This window comes from Streptomyces sp. NPDC033178 (genome assembly GCF_055577685.1).
This window is the reverse complement of sequence record NZ_JBVIPT010000004.1, coordinates 267520-287633: the sequence shown is the minus strand read 5'-3', so window position 1 is coordinate 287633 and position 20114 is coordinate 267520. Positions and strand designations below refer to the sequence as shown.

Sequence of the window (20114 nt, the reverse complement as noted above, 5' to 3'; positions counted from 1 at the left end):
CCAGCTGACAGGGCTCGCGGGTCATCACCGCGCATCCCGAGGAGCGCTCAGCGCAGCTCCGGCGGCGGGGTCCGCTCGTCGTTGACCTTCTCCACGCGGTCCAGTTCGCCCCACACGACGTACCGGTAGCGGGACGTGTAGACGGGCGTGCAGGTCGTGAGTGTGATGTAGCGGCCGGCCTTCTGCCTGCCCGATTCCTTGGGGACGGGCGCGAGGACCTTGACGTTGAACTTCGACGTCTCGGGAAGGGTCGCGTAGACCTTGTAGACGTACCAGTCGTCCTTGGTCTCGAAGACGATCGCGTCGCCCTTCTTGAGCTTGTCGATGTTGTGGAACTTGGCACCGTGGCCGTCGCGGTGGGCGGCCAGTGAGAAGTTGCCCTTCTTGTCCTGCGGAAGGGCGGACTTGACGGGGTCGGTGTAGTAGCCGGCGATGCCGTTGTTGAGGGACTTCGTGGAGGTGCCCTTCTTGACCAGCACCTCGCCGTTCTTCATCGCCGGGACGTGCAGGAAACCGATGCCGTCCTTGGTGTCCAGACCGACCGGGCCGCGGTCCTCCGCCCAGTGGTCGCGCACCTTGTCGCCCTGCTTGTCGGCCTCGCGGTCCGCCACGACGTTCGTCCACCACAGCGAGTAGGCGACGAACAGGCCGAGGATCAGACCCGCCGTGATGAGGAGTTCGCCGAAGACGCTGACGGCCGCCGCGATCCGGCCGCCGCCACGGCGCCGCGGCGCGGGCGAGGACGCCCGGGCGTCCGTGTGCTCTTCGTGGTCGGTCGTCGCTGCCACTGCGTTGCCCCGTCTGGTCTCTCAGGAATCTTGGAAGGTCGTGAAGCTCGGATGTTCTGACGCTCGGGATGAAGCTTGGGACATTGTGAGGCTTGGGAGGTCGTGAAGCGTGGGGTCGCCGGTCGCCCGGGTGTCTCAGTCGACGAGAGCGTCCGGTTTGCCCTTGTCGCGCGATCGTTCCTCGACCATCGTGCCCCAGACGATCATCCGGTACTTGCTGGTGAATTCCGGGGTGCAGGTGGTGAGAGTGATGTAGCGGCCCGCCTTGGTGAAGCCCGCGCCCTTGGGGATCGCGTCCAGGACGGCCGTGTTGCTCGGCGACGTCACCGGCAGGATCGACGCCATCTTGTACACGAAGTACTTGTCCTGCGTCTCCACGACGATCGGGTCGCCCGGCTTCAGGCGGTTGATGTACCGGAACGGTTCGCCATGGGTGTTGCGATGCCCGGCAAGACCGAAGTTGCCCGTCTTGGCGTCCGGCATCGCCGTCTTCACGCCCTCCTCGGCATAGTGGCCGACCATGCCGCGGTCCAGCACCCGCTTCTTGTCGGTGCCCTCCGCTATCGGCACGACCACATCGAGCTTCGGGATGTGCAGGAGGGCGAAGCCCTGGCCCGGCTCGAACGCCCCCGGGTTGCGCTTGCCGTTGGCCCAGTCGTCCTGGAGGCTGCTCGCCTCGTTGCCCGCCTGCGCGTGCGCCCGGACGTTCGTCCACCACAGCTGGTACGTCACGAACAGCAGCATCAGTACACCGGTGGTGATGAACACCTCGCCGATCGCCCGGCTGGCCATCACGGCCGCGCCCGGCTTCCTCGCCCGCGCCGCACGCCGCGCCTCCATGCGGGAGAGAGGCGCCCCGGCCGCCGCCCGGCTCTCCTGGGCCTCCTGCCCCTCGTGTGCCCCACCGGCCCCACCATGCCGCCCATGGCTCCTGGAGGCCTTGCGACGGGCCGCACGACCGCCACCCGGGGCTCCCACGCCGCCTGCGGCCCCTGTGGGCGGTACGGCGCGCCCAGCGGGCCCGTCCGCACGCGTCGGAGTCCCCGGTATGGACTCGACGACATCGGCTATGCGCAGCCCGACCGTCTCGTCGTCGACGAGGGGCTGCTGCTCGTACGGAGCGGAGTACGCCGGAGCCGGAGAGCTCACCGGGCTCATCGGGCCCGTCGAGCTCAGGGAGCCTGCAGCGCCCATCGGGCCTGTGGAGCTCAGAGGGCTCGTCGGACTCAGCGGGTCGGGCTGGGCGTATGTCCCTTCGTACGAAGTCTGCGGCGCCCCTCCATAAGAGGGTCGCTGCTCCTCCCCGTACGGGCGCTGCGGCGGCTCGTACGACCTCTGGGGCTCGTACGGCTGCTGCGGCTGTTGCGGCTGTTGCTGCGGCCCGGCATACGACGACGGCTGCCGCGGTTCGGCGTAGGCGTGCGTGGGGTCCGCGTGCCCGCTGCGTACCGGCTCCGCGTACGAGGAGGCGGTCTGCCCGGCGCTCCAGTCCCGCGGATACCCCTGGGGGTCGTACCACTCCTGCTCGGGCGCCGCGGGAGGCCGCTGGCCCGGCAGAGGGTCGCTGAGCGGGTCGGCGAGCCCGTCGACGGCGGCCCGCATCGCACCGCTCGGCCGGGCATCGGCATTCGGTGCCCCGAAGTCGCGGGACGGGTCGAAGGCCGCCGCCCCCTCGAAGGCACCCGGCGCCTCGAACGCCTCAGCGCCCCCGTACACGGCGTCCTCGCCGTACGGGGCGGCACTGTCGCGCTCGGGGCGCAGGGCGGTCACGCCGTGGCCCTGCCCACCACCGGGGCGAGCCCGACCGATCTGGCGACGGCTCCCTGGTCCCCGCACTCCACCAGCCAGTTGGCCAGCATGCGGTGACCGTGCTCGGTCAGCACGGACTCGGGGTGGAACTGCACACCCTCGACCAGGAGTTCACGGTGCCTGAGCCCCATGATGATTCCGTCGTGCGTACGGGCCGTGACCTCCAGCTCGACAGGGACGGTCTTCGGCTCGGCGGCCAGCGAGTGGTAGCGGGTGGCGGTGAAGGGCGACGGAAGCCCCGCGAACACCCCCCTGCCCTCGTGCTCGACGAGCGAGGTCTTGCCGTGCAGCAGCTCGGGCGCGCGGTCCACCACGCCGCCGTACGCCACCTGCATCGACTGCATCCCGAGGCAGACGCCGAAGACGGGGATGCCGGTCTCGGCGCAGTGCCGGACCATGTCGACGCAGACGCCGGCCTCTTCGGGCGTGCCGGGGCCGGGCGACAGCAGTACGCCGTCGAAGCCGTCCTGTGCGTGCAGCGCCGACACCTCGTCGTTGCGCAGGACCTCGCACTGGGCGCCCAGCTGGTACAGGTACTGGACCAGGTTGAAGACGAAGCTGTCGTAGTTGTCGACGACGAGAATCCGCGCGCTCACTGGTTGTCCACCGTCACATCGTTGAAGGGCAGCAGCGGTTCGGCCCACGGGAAGACGTACTGGAAGAGCACGTAGACCGCCGCGAGGACCAGCACCAGGGAGATCAGTGCCTTGATCCACGTGTTCCCCGGCAGATGCCGCCAGATAAAGCCGTACATGCCGTCCCTTCCGTCGCGCCACGGCACCAGACTCACGCCGTACCAGACCAGACTAACGGCGTAGGGCCTCCGGTTTCCCAGCCTCTACAGGCTGGGTCGAGTCAAGATGTGCCCAGACGATCAGCCGGTGGCTGTGGCCCCATTCCGGCTCACAGGTCGTCAGCGTCAGATAGCGGCCCGCACGCGTGTACCCCGACTTCTTCGGTACGGGGTCAATGACCGCTATGTCACTGGGCAATGTTTTGTAGGGCTTTGTGTCGATGCGATACGTGAACCAGGTCGTCCCGTCGGTCAGCACCACCGAGTCACCCGGCCGCAGCCTGGGGAAATCCTTGAACGGGTCCCCGTACGTGCGCCGGTGGCCGGCGACGGCGAAGTTCCCCGGCTGTCCGAGCTGTGCGGTGCTCGCGTAGTGGCCGAGACCCTTCTTGAGGGTGTTCGTCCTCGTGCCTTCGAGCACGGGCTTGTTCCACGTGAAACCAAGCCGCGGGATGTACATCACAGCGAAGGGCTTGCCGTCCCTGTACGGCGTCGGCTCCTCGGGGCTCGTTCCGGTGCTGGTGCCGGGAGCGCCCGTCGCCGTGGACCTCGGCTCCTCGGGCCCGGCTGCCACGGATCCCTTCGACCACTGCTCCTGGAGCTGAGCGATCTGGTCGTCCATCGCGGTGTCGGCCTTCACACCCGTCCAGAACAGCACGTACACCACGAAGAGCACGATCACGGTGCCGACGGTGATGCACAGCTCGCTGAACGTCCTGACGACCACTCGCACCGACACAAGGTCCCCCAGCGGCAGCGGCTCCACTACTCCATGGGCTCTTACCCCACGGGCTGCTACTCCACAGGCTTCGCGTAGTGGAGATCCACTGTGCCCGAATAGCCGGGAAGAGTCACGGTCCCGTCCTCGTCGACTTTCCAGCCGAGCCCGTAGACGTTGACGTACACCATGTAGTTCTGGATCGCCTTGGACGCCGAGAGGGCCTTCTGGAGCTTCTCCGGGTCACCGACCGCCTGGATCTTGTACGGGGGCGAGTAGACGCGGCCCTGGAGGATCAGGGTGTTGCCCACGCAGCGGACGGCGGAGGTGGAGATCAGCCGCTGGTCCATGACCTTGATGCCCTTGGCGCCGCCCTGCCACAGGGCGTTCACCACGGCCTGGAGGTCCTGCTGGTGGATGACCAGGTAGTCGGGCTGCGGCTCGGGGTAGCCCGGGAGCTTGGCGGTGGCGTTCGGGGGCGCGTCGTTGAGGGTGACCGTGAGGGCCTCGCCCTTGAGCTTCTGGGTGCCCGCGTTCTTCTCCAGGGCGGCGAGCTTGGCCTCCTCCGCCTTCGTACTGCCGTTGTCCCGCTCAGCGAGCGACTCGACGTCCTCACGCAGCGATCCGTTGCTCTCGTCGAGCTGCCCGTTCTTGTGGCTGCGCTCCTGAATCAGGTCGGAGAGCTTCAGCAGCGAGGCGTCCGTACGGATATTGGTGCCCTTGGCCGTGTTGAAGCTGGTGAAGAAGATCAGCCCGGCCAGGGCGAACACGGCCACGGTCAGCACCCGCACCGGCCGGAAACGCCGGATTGTGCCAGGGCTGGAACCTGGCTGGGGAGAGTCGGCAGAATTGCTCAACGTACCCTTATCTCCTTCGGCGCCGCGGAAGCACTACGCTAACGGACGCCCGGGGGAGCGCTAAGAGTCCCCTTGTACGCTGCCCCGGAGCCAGCCCACGTTCCCTGCGCGGCCACGCAGCGCATCGACAGGAGAGACCCTCGTGCCGAAGTCACGTATCCGCAAGAAGGCCGACTACACGCCGCCCCCGGCGAAGCAGGCGACCAACATCAAGCTGAACAGTCGTGCCTGGGTCGCCCCGGTCATGCTGGCCATGTTCCTCATCGGCCTCGCCTGGATCGTCGTGTTCTACGTGACGGACGGTTCACTGCCGGTCGACGCGTTGGGCAACTGGAACATCGTGGTGGGCTTCGGCTTCATCGCGGCGGGATTCGGCGTTTCCACGCAGTGGAAGTAACGCGGCCATAAGGTGTCGGAAGCCTGTACCAGGGCTTCTCCAAGCCTGTGCCCGCAAGCCGTGGCCCAAGTTGTCCACTGAGTTATCCACAAGGGTTTCCACAGTGTGGATAGGTCTGAAGATCTGTGGATAACCCATCCGGTGTTGACGCCGGTGTGACTGACCTACCGGTATCCGCAAGTGCGTTCGCCCCCTGTCCCGCCTGGGGAAACCCAGGTCAGGGACAGGGGGCACACTTGTTCTTACACAGCATGCACAAGATCCGCCACGGTCTGTGGACAACCTGGGCTTCCAAGGGATTCTCAGGCGGGTCGGCCTTGACTCTCGGACGAGCCGAGCGGTTCGGCTCAGGCGGGCCGGGCTCTTCGGCTCGGGTGGGCCAGCGGCTCGGCTCAGGTGAGCTGGCCGGTCCTTACCAGTGTCATGACCACAACCGCGATCAGCACCAGCGCACACACGCCGTACTGGATCAGCGCGCGCCGCTCACGGGGCGCGTGCACCATGGCGTAGCCGATCACCACACCGCCGACGAGGCCGCCGATGTGGGCCTCCCAGGCGATGTTGCTCCACCCGAAGGTGAAGATCAGGTTGATCACCAGCAGGGCGATCACCGGGCGCATGTCGTAGTTGAGCCGCCGCATGAGGATGGCGGTCGCACCGAACAGGCCGAAGATCGCGCCGGAGGCGCCGAGCGACGGCTGGTTCGGCTCGGCGATCAGATACGTGAGCGCACTTCCGGCGAGGCCGGACACCGCGTACAGGGCGATATACCGGGCGCGGCCGAGGGCCGACTCCAGAGGGCCGCCGATCCACCACAGGCTGAGCAGGTTGAAAGCGATGTGGATATAGCTGCCGTGCAGGAACATCGCCGTGACCAGCCGGTACCACTGCCCCTCCGCGACGCCCTCGACGCTTCCGAGGATCGGCACAAAGGCCCGGCCGATGAGGTCGAAGCTGTCGGTGAAGCGGTCGCCCACGGAGAGCTGGACCAGGAAGACGGCGAGATTGAGCCCGACGAGGATCTTGGTGATCAGCCGGGGATCCGCGGCGACCGTGCCGCCGGCGAGGGTGCGGGGCTGCGCGGCGTTGGGGGCATGGCCCGTCCCGGAACCGTTCCGCACGCATTCCGGGCACTGGAAGCCGACCGAGGCGCTGACCATGCACTCGGGGCAGATGGGACGCTCGCAGCGCGTGCAGCGGATGCCGGTCTCCCGGTCCGGGTGCCGGTAGCAGGTGGGCAGGCTCGCGGCACCCTGTGGTTCCTGCGGGCTGCCTGGCGCCTGGTCCATCGGGATCCCCTCATCCTCTGTACGCATTTGGTACGCAACGCACCGCCCCGCTCATCCTTACGGATGGGCGGGGCGTTTGGTTCCCTGCGGGAGACCTCTCTCGGTTTCCTCCGAGAGGGCTCGATCCCTCCGGGGCCTCGGTTCAGCGGGTCTCGATGACGACCGACTCGATGACCACGTCGCTGACCGGGCGGTCGGTGCGCGGGTTGGTCTGCGCGGAGGCGATGGCGTCCACGACCTTCTGGCTGGCGCCGTCGCTCACCTCGCCGAAGATGGTGTGCTTCCGGGTCAGCCAGGCCGTCGGGGAGACGGTGATGAAGAACTGGGAGCCGTTGGTGCCCGGGCCGGCGTTCGCCATGGCCAGCAGGTACGGCTTGTCGAAGCCGAGGTCCGGGTGGAACTCGTCCTCGAACTCGTAGCCGGGACCGCCGGTGCCGTTGCCCAGCGGGTCACCGCCCTGAATCATGAATCCGCTGATCACCCGGTGGAAGACCGTGCCGTCGTAGAGCTTGTCCGTGGACTTCGCACCCGTGGCCGGGTTGGTCCACTCACGCTCGCCCTTGGCGAGCTCGACGAAGTTCCGGACCGTCTTGGGCGCGTGGTTCGGCAGGAGCCGCACTTCGATGTCGCCGTGATTGGTCTTCAGGGTGGCGTAAAGCTGCTCAGCCACGATCTGCCTTCCGTTGTCCTTTGTGACTCCCCGATCCTCGCACGGACCGCGCCCCAGGTCCTCCGTCACCGCCGCTCCCGACCGCTTCAACCGCTTCGTACCAAAGCGGCGCACAGTCCATGGATCCGTGACATTGTCGTGGCAAGCTCCCGTTGCACCGTATTGATCAGTTATTGCCCCGAGTACGCCCGGAGTCGGCTCTCATGACCCGGATGCCCGCCCTCGCATGCCCCGGAGCTCTCCGGCAGGCATGATCCGGATAAGGGTGGAAAGGTGAACTGTGACTTGCTGGGGGGTGGCCCCAAGCCCCCATGTACGCCACCGAGGAGGAGGATCCCGTGACCCGCAAGGACAGCGTGCGCGCAGCGGCCGAGTCGGCAAAGGACAGCGTGCGGCACGCCGCGGAAGTGGTGGCGCCCTACGCCGACACGACCAGGGACCGCGCCACGCAGTATGCGCACGAAGCACGCGTCAAGCTCGCGCCGAAGGTGTCGGCCGCAGCTCTCCAGGCCGCTGAACAGGCACGCACGCAGTACGACGCCCATCTCGCCCCGCGTCTTGAGCAGGCGCGGACCCATGTGCCGCCGAAGGTCGACCAGGCCGCCCACGAGGCAGCTGTCCGCACCCGCAAGGCCGCACGGCAGGCGGCGGACTACTCCCGGCCGAGGATCGAGCAGGCCAGGGTCGCGGCCGGCCCCGTCCGCGATGAGGCCACGTCCCGCAGTGTGGCGGCGCTGGCGGCCCTGCGCGGTCAGGTCTCGGCCAAGCAGGTCGAGAAGCTGGTCCGTAAGCAGGAGCGGCGGGCCAGGGTCGGCCGCCTCGCCAAGGGCCTCGCCGTGCTGGGCATCCTGGCCGGTGGCGCCTTCGCCGCCTGGAAGTGGTGGGACAAGCAGGCCAACCCCGACTGGCTGGTCGAACCGCCCGCCGCCACGGAGGTCCCGGAGGGTGGCCACCTGACCTCGGTCGACGGCAGCGGTCAGGACGACCTCGACCCCGAAGTCCAGGCCAAGCAGGCCGAGGCTGAGGCTGAGGAGCACAAGGACCGCGGCTGACGCGGCCGGCCGTAGGACATCCCGCCGTAGGACGTCACATCGTGGGGGCAGGAGGCCCGGCGCCTCCTGCCCCCACGATGTTTCACGTGGAACCAGCCCCGATTCTCGTTTCACGTGAAACCGGCCCTGCGTGGGGCCGGGCCTAGGCGGAGCGGTCCTTAGGTGGCGCGGTCCTTGGGTGGGCCGGGCTTTACGTGGAGCCGGGTGCGGTGCGGCGCGGGCGCCTGCGTTCCGGCAGAGGCTTGCGCTTGCGTGTGCGGCGGGGGGCTTCCGCCGAAGCGCCGACCACCGGTGCGACAGGAGCCGTAGAGGCGGGGGCCGTGGCCGTGAGGGCCGTGAGAGCTCTGACGCGGTCGGTGAAGTCGGGGTCGGGGAGGGGGAGATCCAGGTCGTCATCCACATAGGCGACGGCCGCGGGCACGTAGTGCAGGACGGCGTTGACCGGTTCCGGCACGGGCGAGTCGTCCGGCTTGAGCGCGCGGAGGATGCGCAACGTGGTGGTGATCTCGACCTCGGGTCCGGCCTCCTCGTCAGCCACGGTGTCGGTCCGGGTGTGCTGGGTGTGCCACCAGTCGGCTGCTCCGTGCTCGCCCAGGGCCCGGTGGTGCAGATAGAGGCAGTAGCTGGCCGCGGGGTCGCCGGCCCCGGCGGCGTACTGCCACCAGAAACGGGCGGACTCCTCGCGCTCGGAGAGCTGCAGCATGCACCCCAGAACGCGGGCCCCGGACGGTTCGGGCAGTGCCCGGGCGAGAAAGATCCGGAGGTCGGCGAGGGCTCCGGTGTGGGTGATCACGGTCTCGCAGAGCGTCTGGAGATCGTCGGCGGCCGAGGTTTCGTCCACCGATCCCTCGCAGGCCTGTCCTCTGCCTGGGGAGCGTTCGTCGGCCGGGGTCCCGTCGGCCGCCGCCCTCCCGCCCGGATTCCTGCCGCGGCCGCTCTCAGAGACCGGGCCTGCGCCGGCCGGCTCCGAGACGTTGTGGGCGTGGCGCGTGGAACAGCGGCGTTCCTCGGGCGTGTCCCGCCGCGCCGCCGCTCGGACGGCCAGGCGGGCCGCGGCCGCGTCGATGTCGGCCTCGGTGTAGGGCTCGCGGCGCAGCCTGGCGCGTGCGAGCAGCTCGTCAATGTGCGATGTCATCGGCATGCCCTTCCGCGCTCTCGCTCCGCGCGAAGCCATCGCGGTCGCCGTCGCCCTGTGTGGCGCTCTCGTGCCGCGTGGCGTCAAGTCGCCTCTTGACGCCGTACGCATGCTCCAGCCGTCGCCTGGCGTGGCGGACGGTGGAGCGTACGCCGGCCGGGGTGATCCCGAGTGCGGCCGCCACCTCCTCCACGGTGAAGCCCTGGCCGAACTGCAGGAGCATGACGTCCATCTGACGTGGCGGCAGTTGTCCGATCGCCTCGTAGAGACTGAGGCTCTCCTCGAACTGGCCTATGGGGTCCACCGCCTGACTGAGCGCCACCGTCTCGAAGGCGGCCTCGCCCATGAGAGCGGGACGGCGGTCCCGGGCCCTGGAGAAGTCGATGGTGGTGTGCCTCAGCACGCGCCAGGCGTACGCGGTGGGATTCTCCTTGGTCAGGACGGTGGACCAGGCCCTGAGTAACTTCTCGAAGGCCGCGTCTACGGCCTCCTCGGCATCGGCCCTGCTGCCCAGCCGGATCTCCGCCCAGTGGACGTAGATCGGCCGGTACATCCGGTGGAATGCCTCGAAATCCAGCGGCAGTTTCCTCATCGGCCGGGCGCCGGTCGTGGTTCGGGGAAGTTCCTGGCTCACGGCTGTCCCTCCGTACCGCTCTCGCGCCGCATCTCGCTGATGCCGGCCCGGACTCCGGCCGCGGCCACGCGGCGCAGCAGACCGAGCACGTCACGGCCGAACACCCGCAGGGCGAGAACCGCCAGGATCACATCGTCGGCAACGTCCAGATTCACGTGCGGTTTTGCCTCTCCTTACAGAAGGCGAGGCCTCGTGGCGTTTCTGGCGGCCTCGGGAGGGCGCCTGTTCTACGCCCTCCGTTCACGATGACGTTTGCAACGGGCCAGTCGTGCAACACCCGCACAGACTTTCTTAACGGAGCGCAGCTTTCTGATTACGCATCTTCGTTCACAGCAGCTCACGCAAGCCTTCACGACTTCTACGCGCCACCCTCACGCCACCTCAGCCACCTGCGCAGCGACCGCGACGCCCCGAAACCGGGCATCCCTTTGCACAAACAATCGCAAACATCACTACTGTCGTCTTGTGACGCACGTCACCGCGCGCACCCCCTGTGGCGCTCCGGCGCCCGCGGGGAGCAGAGCCGGCAGGCTTGACGAGGCCACGTCACCACAGGACAGACGGGCAATTCCCGGCCGCCTCACACCCGTTGATGAGCCCGTCCCGGCGCGAAACCGCCCCTGAAGGGTGTGCGGCCGAATGGCTCGACGGACGAGGGCGGGCGGTGCTCATGCCGCCCCCGCATGACGGCCGGGACGCCCCACGAGTCCCACGAGACGCAGATCCACATCCGTCCGCCCACACACCCCACGGCACAAGAAAACCCCCTCTGACCTGCGAATAAGCAGGTGAGAGGGGGTTCATCGTGTGGAGCCTAGGGGAGTCGAACCCCTGACATCTGCCATGCAAAGACAGCGCTCTACCAACTGAGCTAAGGCCCCGGAAGGGAGGCATCTGCCAGAAGGATCCCCTTCTGAGCAGCGCCGCAGACCAGAGTACCGGGTCACCCCGGGTATCCCGCAAAAAGATTGGGGGTCCCCGCGAACGACCACTCTCCGTAAGATGCTCGACGTGGTTCGCTACAGCGAACCACGGTACTTGGGGAAGCGATGGGGAGACGCGAATGGACGCCGCACAGCAGGAAGCAACCGCAAGAGCCCGGGAGCTGCAGCGGAACTGGTACGGGGAGCCGTTGGGGGCGCTCTTCCGTAGGCTCATAGATGATCTGGGGCTCAATCAGGCACGCCTCGCCGGAGTGCTCGGCCTGTCGGCGCCCATGCTGTCGCAGCTGATGAGCGGCCAGCGCGCCAAGATCGGGAACCCTGCGGTGGTCCAGCGCGTACAACTGCTGCAGGACCTCGCGGGGCAGGTGGCGGACGGCAGTGTGAGCGCTGCCGAGGCCACCGAGCGCATGGACGAGATCAAGAAGTCGCAAGGGGGCTCGGTGCTCAGCAACACCACGCAGTCGACGACCAGTTCGGGGGGTGCGCCCACGGTCAAGCGTGTGGTGCGCGAGATCCAGTCACTGCTGCGTTCGGTCGCTGCCGCGGGGGACATCATCGAAGCAGCCGACACTCTCGCCCCGACCCACCCGGAACTGGCAGAGTTCCTCCGGGTGTACGGAGCCGGCCGCACCTCGGACGCGGTCGCCCATTACCAGTCCCACCAGAGCTGAGCACACCGCCCGGCCGCCGAACACCCGGTAGCCGCAGTCCTGTTGGGCCTGCCGGTCACCGGAGACCAGGCAGCCGGGCACCTCGGACAGGCCGCCGTACCGACCGCCGGAGGGGGAGCGACGCACGACCATGGGTGAGGTCTTCGCCGGCCGGTACGAACTGGTCGACCCGATCGGACGCGGGGGAGTCGGTGCTGTCTGGCGCGCCTGGGACCACCGGCGGCGTCGGTATGTGGCCGCCAAGGTGCTCCAGCAGAGCGACGCGCACTCGCTGCTGCGCTTCGTGCGGGAGCAGGCACTGCGGATCGACCACCCCCATGTGCTCGCGCCCGCCAGTTGGGCCGCCGACGACGACAAGGTCCTCTTCACCATGGACCTCGTCGGCGGCGGTTCGCTGGTCCACCTGATCGGGGACTACGGTCCCCTGCCGCCGGCGTTCGTCTGCACCCTGCTCGACCAGCTGCTGGCGGGGCTCGCCGCGGTGCACGCGGAGGGGGTCGTGCACCGGGACATCAAACCCGCCAACATCCTCCTCGAAGCGACCGGAACGGGCCGTCCGCGGCTGCGGCTGTCCGACTTCGGCATCTCGATGCGGCTGGGCGAGCCCCGCCTGACGGAGACCAACTACGTGGTGGGGACGCCCGGTTACTTCGCGCCCGAGCAGCTGCTCGGTGCGGAGCCCGACTTCCCCGCCGACCTCTTCGCGGTGGGTCTGGTCGCCCTCTATCTCCTGGAGGGTGCCAAGCCCGATGCCAAGGCGCTGGTCGACCACTTCACGGCCCACGGCACACCGGGCGTCCCGAAGGGGATTCCCGAGCCGCTGTGGCAGATCGTGGCCTCTCTGCTCCAACCGGACCCACAGGCGCGGTTCCGGACCTCCACGGGGGCGCGCAAGGCCCTCGCCGCGGCCAGGGAGCTCCTCCCTGAGCCCGGCCCCGACGACGAGCTGATCGAGATCTTCGACCAACTCGGCCCGCTTCCCGCCGAGTTCGGCCCTCAGGGCCCTCTGACGACCAGTGCAGCGTCCGGGGGCGCCCAGGCTCATGACACCGCGTCTCAGCGGCAGGGCCCGGACACGGCGACGCCGTCTCAGCAGTCCGGTGCCGCGTCTCCGGGCGCTCGGACAGCCACGGAGGGCCGTCCGGTGCAATCCGCGGGCACCGCTCCGTCCGAGGCTCCCGCAGGAGTCGTATCCCCACAACCGAGCACGTCTCCCGAAGTCCTCCCCGGTGGCGTGTCTCCAGACGCCCACACTGATACGGCCTGGCCCCAGACGCGCACGGGTGCCGTCCCTCCGATGCCTCCCGCAGGCGCTGTTCCTCCCCACCCCCACACCGGCGCCGTACCGTCCCGTCCCACCCCCGGCGACGTACCACCACCGCCCTCGACCGCGCCCGTCCCCCCGCAGTCCCCCGCGGTGTCGGACACCGGCGGCTTCCCCCTGCCGCCCCCGCCTCCGCCCCGGACCAGTACCTCCCCCGTACAGCAGCATCAGCCACAGCCCAGCTCTCAGCCGCAGCCCCACCCTCAGGCACAAGCGCAGGCGCAACCACAGCCCGAGCAGCCCCCCACTCCCCCCACGTCGCTCGCGCTCCCGAACCCTGCGTACTCCCCGCACTCCCCGTCGCTGCCGTACGAATCCACTCACATGCTCTCCCCCCGCTCTCCGCACCCTTCGGCTGCTCACCCCTCGGCCACGACCCCCGTGTCGCCGACCCAGCCGCACGAATTCGCCTCTACTGCTTCATACACCGCTCAAGACGTTCGGGTTCCACCTCAGCCGCAGCCCGTCGCGCGGCATCGCGCCAGGCGGGCGCAACGGCGGCCTGGGCCGCCCGCGATGGTGACTGTTCCGGTGCTCCTGCTCGCGCTGGCCTGTTTCGCGGTCGGGTTCTGGGCACTGACGCAGATCTGAGCCGGACCGGGAGGCACCCGTGGTAGCCGGACCGCCAGCCACCGTGGCAGCCGGACCGCGAACCACCCGTGGACTACGTCGACTACCAGGCTCGCGGCGGCCCGTACTCCCGCGACCGCGCGTCCACGCCCCCAACGGACGGCACAGGCGCTGTTCCCTCCCCGGGACCTCCACCGCCCGGCGCCCCCGGCACCCCCGCTGCTCCCGCGCCGGCCGCCGCCCGCCTCCGTGCGACCACGGTCCACACGGCGAGCCCCAACACGAGCACGGTCCCCGCGCCGATCCCGCCCGCGGCCACCGCCTTCATAGCGGTGTTCCCGTCCGGTCCCCCGTCACCGCCGGTAGCCGCAGCGCCGTTCGACGCCGCGGCCTTGTCCCCCGCTGTCACGTCGAACACATCGGGCGGCGCGGCGGTTCCGTCGTACGCCGCCGGTGCCCCGGCCGTACCGCTCACCCGCACACGCAGGGTCAGGTCGAACGGCCCGTCCCCGAACTTGCCGGCCATCTCCGCACTGAGGTGCACGGCCAGGTAGTACCAGCCCGCGAACCGCATTCCGCTCACCTGGTCGTCGACGTCGTACCGGTTCTCGTAGGCGACCGGGGGCAGCGGTTCCAGCGTGGCCGACTTCGCCCTGCCGTCGTATCCGGTGCCCGCGTCGTCCACGAAGGCACGCACCGGGTTGTAGAGCGACAGGCCGAGGGCGTTGCCCAGGAACCCGTCGCCGCTCGCTGGGCCCAGTTCGGCGGTGGCGTAGAGCTGTTGCCCCCAGTCGACGGGAACGCGGTAGAAGAGCGTCTGCCCGGCCTGGATCCCGTCCTTCCAGACGCCCTGTCCCAGGGAACGTGCCTCGTTGAAGCTCGTACCACCCCTACGAGTCCTGGGAAGGCCGTCGACCGCTTGCGGAGAGGCGGAGTCCCACACCTCGGGGGCGGTGGTCGCAGCGGCCTTCTTCAGCGCGGGCTCCGACACGTACCGAAGCTCCAGCTCCCAGTCGTCCGGCGAGGAGCCGGCACCGCTGATGCGCTCGACGAGCACGGAGTACGCCCCCGCGCTCTTGCACGTGTACGCGCCGGGGCCGGCCCTGCGCGAGGCCCAGGCGGTGATCGGCCGTGGGCTCTCGGTGGGCCCGAACCTGGCGGCACCGGCATCCCCGGAGAAGCACTTGTTGCCGTTGGGGTCCTGCAGGGACACCTTGATGCCGTCCGAGTACACGGCCTTCGTTCCCGCCTTGGGGACGGCGGTGACCGACACATAGGCCGTGGACACGGCGTCGAGCCGCAGCCCGTAGTAGAGCTTCCCTTCGTTGCCGACGGAGCTCCGATAGGTCGCGCCGGGTGCCAGCCGTACGGCATCAGCAGGTGCCGTCGCGCCCTCGACCCGCTCGGCGCCGGCGGCGAAGCGGTACGGAGGGGGAGTGCCGGCCGCCGTCGCCTGTCCCGCCGAGGCCACGGCCGAGAACAGCGCCGCCGCCCCGGCCAGGACCGTACGGCCGCGCCACCGTCCCGTGCGCCGCCCCATCACGCGCCACCCCTCGCCGTAGCACCGGATCGTCACTCACCGGGCGTCCGCGGACCGGTGTCGGTGCTGTCCCGACGCTGTCCCGGACGTCCGTGAAGCCTCGACCATCCTGCCCCTCCGGCCGCCGCGCCACCCCTTGTTCGGCCACGCAAGCGCTTCCTGTGACGTCCACGACGCTGTGTCCCGGGCCCGCCCCGGTCTTGCCCCGTCAACACAAAACCCCGACCGCGAGGCGGCCGGGGTCTGTACTGAGACTGTCGTCGATACTCACGAACCCGTGGGCACGGAGTCGGTCGCCTCCGTCCACAGATCCTGCTCGGCGCGATCCGCCTGGATCTGGCGGTACACGAGGAGCCCGCCGATGGCGGCCAGTGCGACCAGGAGAAGCTTCTTCACCGCGCGACCTCGTCTTTCCTTGGCGTAGGGGACTTCTGCCGCCCGACTATACACACCGGCCGATACCGATCGGTGACCTGCGCCGACCGCCAACTCCCGCACGGCACACAGCAGTAGAACCGGACGACGGCCCTCCCTCCGGAACGTGAACAGTCACCACACACTGTGACTTTTGCTGCTCTTCATCGCTTTTCTTGCTTCTTGGGTCCATCCGGGTGGTGTTCATCGGAAGATCGACGCGCCACGAGCGCAGGTCCACCACTTCACGGCCGCCATACACATCATGAGGAAAGTACGCAAATCGCCCAACCCGAAAGTGAGGGGCCATGGCCAAGATCAGGGTCATGAAGCTGTGGAACGCGGTCATCACCGCCTTCATCGCACTGTGCACGACGCTCGGACTCGTCACGACGGCGGGCGCGGCCACACCGGTACAGCAGCCGGAGAGCCCGCGCAACAGCACCGCGACCGTGACGCTCCCGACGACGGCCGCCTGGGCGTGGGCGTACGCCCGCTCCCTGCCCCCCACCATGAAGCAACGCATCCGCGCCGAGGCCCACGGCTCCTCGCCGAGCTGCCGCCACCGCGCGCCGGCGGACACGGACGAGACCTCCGACGAGGAGGAGCCCGCGGCGGACTCCGCCGCTCCCTGCACCGACCGGACGTAGGCCGAGCGCCGACGAACAGGCCCCTGCGTAGACCCTCTTCACGTAATTCGGCCTCTACGTAGACCTCGTTTACGTCCCCCGATTACCTTTCACACACCTCACGTCCGGGGCGAACTTGCGTACACACCGGGCACACGACAAGACCCCCAACCAGGACTGGTTGGGGGCCTTCGCAGTGTGGGGCTAACAGGATTTGAACCTGTGGCCTCATCCTTATCAGGGATGCGCTCTAACCAACTGAGCTATAGCCCCGCCGCGCTCTGCGGTGTATGTCCCGCGCGCTGACCTCTGAAGATTAGCGCACGACGGGGTCAGTCCCAAAATCGGTATCCGAGCCCCGCTCCAGCCTGCCCGGACAACGTGACAACGCATCCCCGGAGAGCGTGAGAGCGCATCCCCGACAAGGGATGCGCTCCAAGCAGGAAGCGGTTACGACAACGTTTTACTCGTCCTCGGCGAGCGTCAGCTCGATACCGCCGACGAAGCCCGCGGAGAGGTTGTAGATGAACGCTCCGAGGGTGGCGAGCGCGGTGGCGAGGACGACATCGATGACCGCGATGATCGACGTGAAGATGAGCACACGCGGCAACGACAGGAAGGACTGCAGGTCGAAGCCGTTGGACTCGTTCGAGCCGGTGGCCTCGGAGATCGTGCCGCCCACCGTGGAGAAGACACCCATGGCGTCCATGACCATCCACAGGACTGCGGCCGCGACGATCGTGCAGATGCCGAGCGCGATGGAGAGCAGGAAGCTGACCTTCATCACCGACCACGGGTCGGCCTTGGCCACCCGCAGACGAGCCTTGCGCGTGCGCGGTGTCGTACGGGCCCCGGTGCGCGGCCTGCGGACAGCGCCGGTGGCCGCCTGCTGAGCCGGGTAGGCCTGCGGCGGGTGGTACGGCTGAGCGGTCTGCTGCGGGTGCCGTTCCCCCGGCAGCGGCGATCCCGGAGGCGGTGGCGCCGCGCCCACAGGAGCAGGCTGGCCCACGGGAGGCGCGTGGCCCACCGGAGCCGCCGGGCCCGGGGCTGGTCCCGGCCCCGGGGAAGGCGCCGGGCCCGGAGGCACCGGCGAGCCTGGGGCCGCGCCCGCCGCGTACTGCGGCGTCTGCGGGCCTCTGGTTTCCGTCACAGTTCCCCCCTGGGATCCATGAGAGTCATGGGAGTCGGTCGACTCAGTGGCGGGGCCACGGCCGCCGTCCTTTTCCGTACCGGTAGAACCGGCGCCCGTGGCTCCGCTCACGATGACTCACTCCTCGCGCTACTCGTCCGAGGACTGCTCGCCCTCGTCCGTACCGGCGACCGTCTCGACCTCGTCCGAGTCGTCGACCGCGCCGTCGACTTCCTCGGCCTCGCGACCGGCCTCGGCGTTTCGAGCGATACCGACGACGGCATCGCGCTTGCCCAGGTTGATCAGTTGGACGCCCATGGTGTCACGGCCCGTCTCCCTGACCTCGTTGACTCGCGTACGAATCACACCGCCCGACAGCGTGATGGCGAGGATCTCATCGGTCCCCTCGACCACCAGCGCGCCGACGAGCGAGCCGCGGTCCTCGACGATCTTGGCGGCCTTGATGCCCAGGCCACCGCGACCCTGGACGCGGTACTCGTCAACAGCGGTCCGCTTCGCGTACCCACCGTCTGTGGCAGTGAACACGAACGTACCGGGTCGAACAACATTCATCGAGAGCAGTCGGTCTCCCTCACGGAAGCTCATGCCCTTGACACCCGAGGTCGCACGGCCCATGGGACGCAATGCGTCATCCGTCGCCGTGAACCTGATCGATTGGGCCTTCCTGCTGATCAGAAGCAGATCATCCTCTGCCGAAACCAGTTCGGCACCGATCAGTTCGTCGTCGGAACCGTCCTCTGTTTCACGGAGGTTGATCGCGATGACGCCGCCCGAACGCGGTGAATCGTAATCCTTCAAGGGCGTCTTCTTCACAAGTCCGCCCTTCGTGGCGAGCACCAGATAGGGCGCCGCCTCGTAGTCGCGGATCGCGAGGATCTCGGCGATCGCCTCGTCCGGCTGGAATGCCAGCAGGTTGGCGACGTGCTGTCCACGCGCGTCACGTCCGGCGTCCGGGAGTTCGTACGCCTTCGCGCGGTAGACGCGGCCCTTGTTGGTGAAGAACAGCAGCCAGTGGTGCGTCGTCGACACGAAGAAGTGGTCGACGATGTCGTCTTCCTTGAGCTTCGTGCCGCGTACGCCCTTGCCGCCGCGCTTCTGGGAGCGGTAGTCGTCCGTCTTGGTGCGCTTGACGTAGCCGCCGCGCGAGATGGTGACGACGATGTCCTCTTCGGCGATCAGGTCCTCCATGGACATGTCGCCGTCGAAGGGGACCAGCTTGGACCGGCGGTCGTCGCCGAACTTCTCGACGATCGCGGCCAGTTCCTCGCTGATGATGCCGCGCTGACGCACCGGCGAGGCCAGGATCGCGTTGTACTCGCGGATCTTCGCCTGGAGCTCGTCGTGCTCGGAGACGATCTTCTGGCGCTCCAGAGCAGCCAGTCGGCGCAGCTGCATCTCGAGGATGGCGTTGGCCTGGATCTCGTCGATCTCCAGGAGGCCCATGAGGCCCTCTCGCGCGATCTCCACGGTGTCACTGCGCCGGATCAGCGCGATGACCTCGTCGATGGCGTCCAGGGCCTTCAGGAGGCCACGCAGGATGTGCGCGCGCTCCTCGGCCTTGCGCAGCCGGAAGCGCGTACGGCGGACGATGACCTCGACCTGGTGCGCCACCCAGTGGCGGATGAACGCGTCGAGCGACAGCGTGCGCGGCACTCCGTCGACCAGCGCCAGCATGTTCGCGCCGAAGTTCGTCTGCAGGTCGGTGTGCTTGTAGAGGTTGTTCAGCACGACCTTGGCGACCGCGTCCCGCTTCAGGACGATGACGAGGCGCTGGCCCGTACGGGACGAGGTCTCGTCGCGGACGTCCGCGATGCCGCCGACCTTGCCGTCCTTCACCAGGTCGGCGATCTTCTGCGCGAGGTTGTCGGGGTTGACCTGGTAGGGGAGTTCGGTGACCACCAGGCACTGGCGGTTCTGGATCTCCTCGACGTCGACGACCGCGCGCATCGTGATGGAGCCACGGCCCGTGCGGTACGCCTCCTCGATGCCCTTACGGCCCACCACAAGGGCGCCACTCGGGAAATCGGGGCCCTTGATGCGCTCGATCAGGGCGTCCAGGAGCTCCTCGTGCGAGGCCTCCGGGTTCTCCAGGTACCACTGGGCGCCGGACGCGACCTCGCGCAGGTTGTGCGGCGGGATGTTGGTCGCCATGCCGACCGCGATGCCCGCCGAGCCGTTGATCAGCAGGTTCGGGAAGCGCGCCGGCAGAACCGTCGGCTCCTGGTTGCGGCCGTCGTAGTTGTCCGTGAAGTCGACGGTGTCCTCGTCGATGTCACGGACCATCTCCATGGACAGCGGCTTCAGCTTGCACTCGGTGTACCGCATGGCGGCGGCCGGGTCGTTGCCGGGAGAGCCGAAGTTGCCGTTGGAGTCCACCAGCGGCATCCGCATCGACCACGGCTGCGCGAGTCGGACCAGCGCGTCGTAGATCGAGGAGTCGCCGTGCGGGTGGTAGGTGCCCATGACGTCGCCGACGACGCGGGCGCATTTGTAGAAGCCCTTCTCGGGCCGGTAGCCGCCGTCGTACATCGCGTACAGGACGCGGCGGTGGACGGGCTTGAGACCGTCCCGTACGTCGGGCAGCGCACGCGACACGATGACGGACATCGCGTAGTCGAGGTACGAGCGCTGCATCTCGGTCTCGAGCCCGACGGGCTCGACACGCAGGGCGATCTCGCCCTCTTCAGGGGTGATCGGACCAGTGGGGGAAAGAGGTGTCTCGTCGGTCAT

Annotated in this window: 20 protein-coding genes and 2 tRNA genes; 5 read left to right on the top strand and 17 right to left on the bottom strand. The window is 68.6% G+C overall.

What is annotated here, in order from left to right:
• Positions 1-47: 47 nt before the first annotated feature.
• From ACZ5VQ_RS12000 to ACZ5VQ_RS11975, 6 genes are all read right to left on the bottom strand, one after another.
• The gene (locus tag ACZ5VQ_RS12000; RefSeq protein ID WP_362071381.1) at positions 48-788 is read right to left on the bottom strand and encodes a class E sortase; all 741 of its coding nucleotides are present in this window, start codon (positions 786-788) and stop codon (positions 48-50) included.
• Between the two features lie 135 nt (positions 789-923).
• Entirely contained in the window at positions 924-1982 is a 1059-nt protein-coding gene (locus ACZ5VQ_RS11995) for a class E sortase (protein WP_469105010.1), read from the bottom strand.
• 572 nt (positions 1983-2554) lie between these two features.
• Complete coding sequence (locus ACZ5VQ_RS11990) at positions 2555-3193, bottom strand: aminodeoxychorismate/anthranilate synthase component II (protein WP_200397078.1); 639 nt, start codon at positions 3191-3193, stop codon at positions 2555-2557.
• Positions 3190-3387, bottom strand: coding sequence for a hypothetical protein (locus ACZ5VQ_RS11985; protein WP_186001365.1), 198 nt, complete (start codon positions 3385-3387; stop codon positions 3190-3192). Before ACZ5VQ_RS11985 ends, ACZ5VQ_RS11990 begins: the two co-directional genes overlap by 4 nt.
• Positions 3388-3403: 16 nt before the next feature.
• A complete protein-coding gene (locus tag ACZ5VQ_RS11980) occupies positions 3404-4123 on the bottom strand; it encodes a class E sortase (RefSeq protein WP_469104764.1) in 720 nt (239 codons plus the stop codon).
• 62 nt (positions 4124-4185) lie between these two features.
• Positions 4186-4965, bottom strand: a complete 780-nt coding sequence (locus tag ACZ5VQ_RS11975; RefSeq protein WP_469104763.1) for a DUF881 domain-containing protein — start codon at positions 4963-4965, stop codon at positions 4186-4188.
• A gap of 142 nt (positions 4966-5107) precedes the next feature.
• Between ACZ5VQ_RS11975 and crgA the strand changes: the two genes are divergently transcribed.
• Positions 5108-5362 (top strand): cell division protein CrgA, encoded by a 255-nt coding sequence (gene crgA / locus ACZ5VQ_RS11970; RefSeq protein WP_189841500.1) that lies wholly within the window; start codon positions 5108-5110, stop codon positions 5360-5362.
• 392 nt (positions 5363-5754) lie between these two features.
• Here the strand turns inward: crgA and ACZ5VQ_RS11965 are convergent, their stop codons facing one another.
• Both ACZ5VQ_RS11965 and ACZ5VQ_RS11960 read right to left on the bottom strand, forming a co-directional pair.
• Positions 5755-6651 (bottom strand): rhomboid family intramembrane serine protease, encoded by an 897-nt coding sequence (locus tag ACZ5VQ_RS11965; protein WP_469104762.1) that lies wholly within the window; start codon positions 6649-6651, stop codon positions 5755-5757.
• A 142-nt stretch (positions 6652-6793) separates the two neighbouring features.
• A complete protein-coding gene (locus ACZ5VQ_RS11960; protein WP_143641373.1) occupies positions 6794-7321 on the bottom strand; it encodes a peptidylprolyl isomerase in 528 nt (175 codons plus the stop codon).
• A gap of 338 nt (positions 7322-7659) precedes the next feature.
• On the opposite strand from ACZ5VQ_RS11960, the gene ACZ5VQ_RS11955 reads away from it, so the two are divergent.
• Entirely contained in the window at positions 7660-8373 is a 714-nt protein-coding gene (locus ACZ5VQ_RS11955) for a DUF5324 family protein (protein ID WP_469104761.1), read from the top strand.
• Between the two features lie 190 nt (positions 8374-8563).
• Here the strand turns inward: ACZ5VQ_RS11955 and ACZ5VQ_RS11950 are convergent, their stop codons facing one another.
• The 4 genes from ACZ5VQ_RS11950 to ACZ5VQ_RS11935 all read right to left on the bottom strand — a co-directional run bounded on the left by ACZ5VQ_RS11950 (position 8564) and on the right by ACZ5VQ_RS11935 (position 11023).
• Positions 8564-9508 carry a hypothetical protein gene (locus ACZ5VQ_RS11950; protein WP_469104760.1) on the bottom strand — a complete coding sequence of 315 codons (945 nt, stop codon included), beginning with the start codon at positions 9506-9508 and terminating at the stop codon, positions 8564-8566.
• Positions 9492-10142: a sigma-70 family RNA polymerase sigma factor gene (locus ACZ5VQ_RS11945; RefSeq protein ID WP_469104759.1), complete on the bottom strand. Its 651-nt coding sequence runs from the start codon at positions 10140-10142 to the stop codon at positions 9492-9494. The genes ACZ5VQ_RS11950 and ACZ5VQ_RS11945 overlap by 17 nt, the downstream gene beginning before the upstream one ends.
• A complete protein-coding gene (locus ACZ5VQ_RS11940) occupies positions 10139-10297 on the bottom strand; it encodes a hypothetical protein (protein WP_200397072.1) in 159 nt (52 codons plus the stop codon). The genes ACZ5VQ_RS11945 and ACZ5VQ_RS11940 overlap by 4 nt, the downstream gene beginning before the upstream one ends.
• A 653-nt stretch (positions 10298-10950) precedes the next feature.
• Positions 10951-11023 (bottom strand) — tRNA-Ala (locus ACZ5VQ_RS11935).
• 182 nt (positions 11024-11205) lie between these two features.
• On the opposite strand from ACZ5VQ_RS11935, the gene ACZ5VQ_RS11930 reads away from it, so the two are divergent.
• Positions 11206-11757, top strand: a complete 552-nt coding sequence (locus ACZ5VQ_RS11930; RefSeq protein ID WP_055613072.1) for a helix-turn-helix domain-containing protein — start codon at positions 11206-11208, stop codon at positions 11755-11757.
• A 130-nt stretch (positions 11758-11887) separates the two neighbouring features.
• Complete coding sequence (locus tag ACZ5VQ_RS11925) at positions 11888-13672, top strand: serine/threonine-protein kinase (RefSeq protein WP_469104758.1); 1785 nt, start codon at positions 11888-11890, stop codon at positions 13670-13672.
• A gap of 82 nt (positions 13673-13754) precedes the next feature.
• Here the strand turns inward: ACZ5VQ_RS11925 and ACZ5VQ_RS11920 are convergent, their stop codons facing one another.
• Both ACZ5VQ_RS11920 and ACZ5VQ_RS11915 read right to left on the bottom strand, forming a co-directional pair.
• Complete coding sequence (locus ACZ5VQ_RS11920; protein WP_469104757.1) at positions 13755-15227, bottom strand: hypothetical protein; 1473 nt, start codon at positions 15225-15227, stop codon at positions 13755-13757.
• Positions 15228-15458: 231 nt separating this feature from the next.
• Positions 15459-15587, bottom strand: coding sequence for a DLW-39 family protein (locus ACZ5VQ_RS11915; RefSeq protein WP_003999697.1), 129 nt, complete (start codon positions 15585-15587; stop codon positions 15459-15461).
• Positions 15588-15913: 326 nt separating this feature from the next.
• On the opposite strand from ACZ5VQ_RS11915, the gene ACZ5VQ_RS11910 reads away from it, so the two are divergent.
• Positions 15914-16255 carry a DUF6344 domain-containing protein gene (locus ACZ5VQ_RS11910; RefSeq protein ID WP_469104756.1) on the top strand — a complete coding sequence of 114 codons (342 nt, stop codon included), beginning with the start codon at positions 15914-15916 and terminating at the stop codon, positions 16253-16255.
• Positions 16256-16433: 178 nt separating this feature from the next.
• Here the strand turns inward: ACZ5VQ_RS11910 and ACZ5VQ_RS11905 are convergent.
• The 3 genes from ACZ5VQ_RS11905 to gyrA form a co-directional block, all read right to left on the bottom strand.
• A tRNA-Ile gene (locus ACZ5VQ_RS11905) sits at positions 16434-16507 on the bottom strand.
• A 190-nt stretch (positions 16508-16697) separates the two neighbouring features.
• A complete protein-coding gene (locus ACZ5VQ_RS11900; protein WP_362071362.1) occupies positions 16698-17495 on the bottom strand; it encodes a DUF3566 domain-containing protein in 798 nt (265 codons plus the stop codon).
• Positions 17496-17513: 18 nt separating this feature from the next.
• Entirely contained in the window at positions 17514-20114 is a 2601-nt protein-coding gene (gene gyrA / locus ACZ5VQ_RS11895; protein WP_469104755.1) for a DNA gyrase subunit A, read from the bottom strand.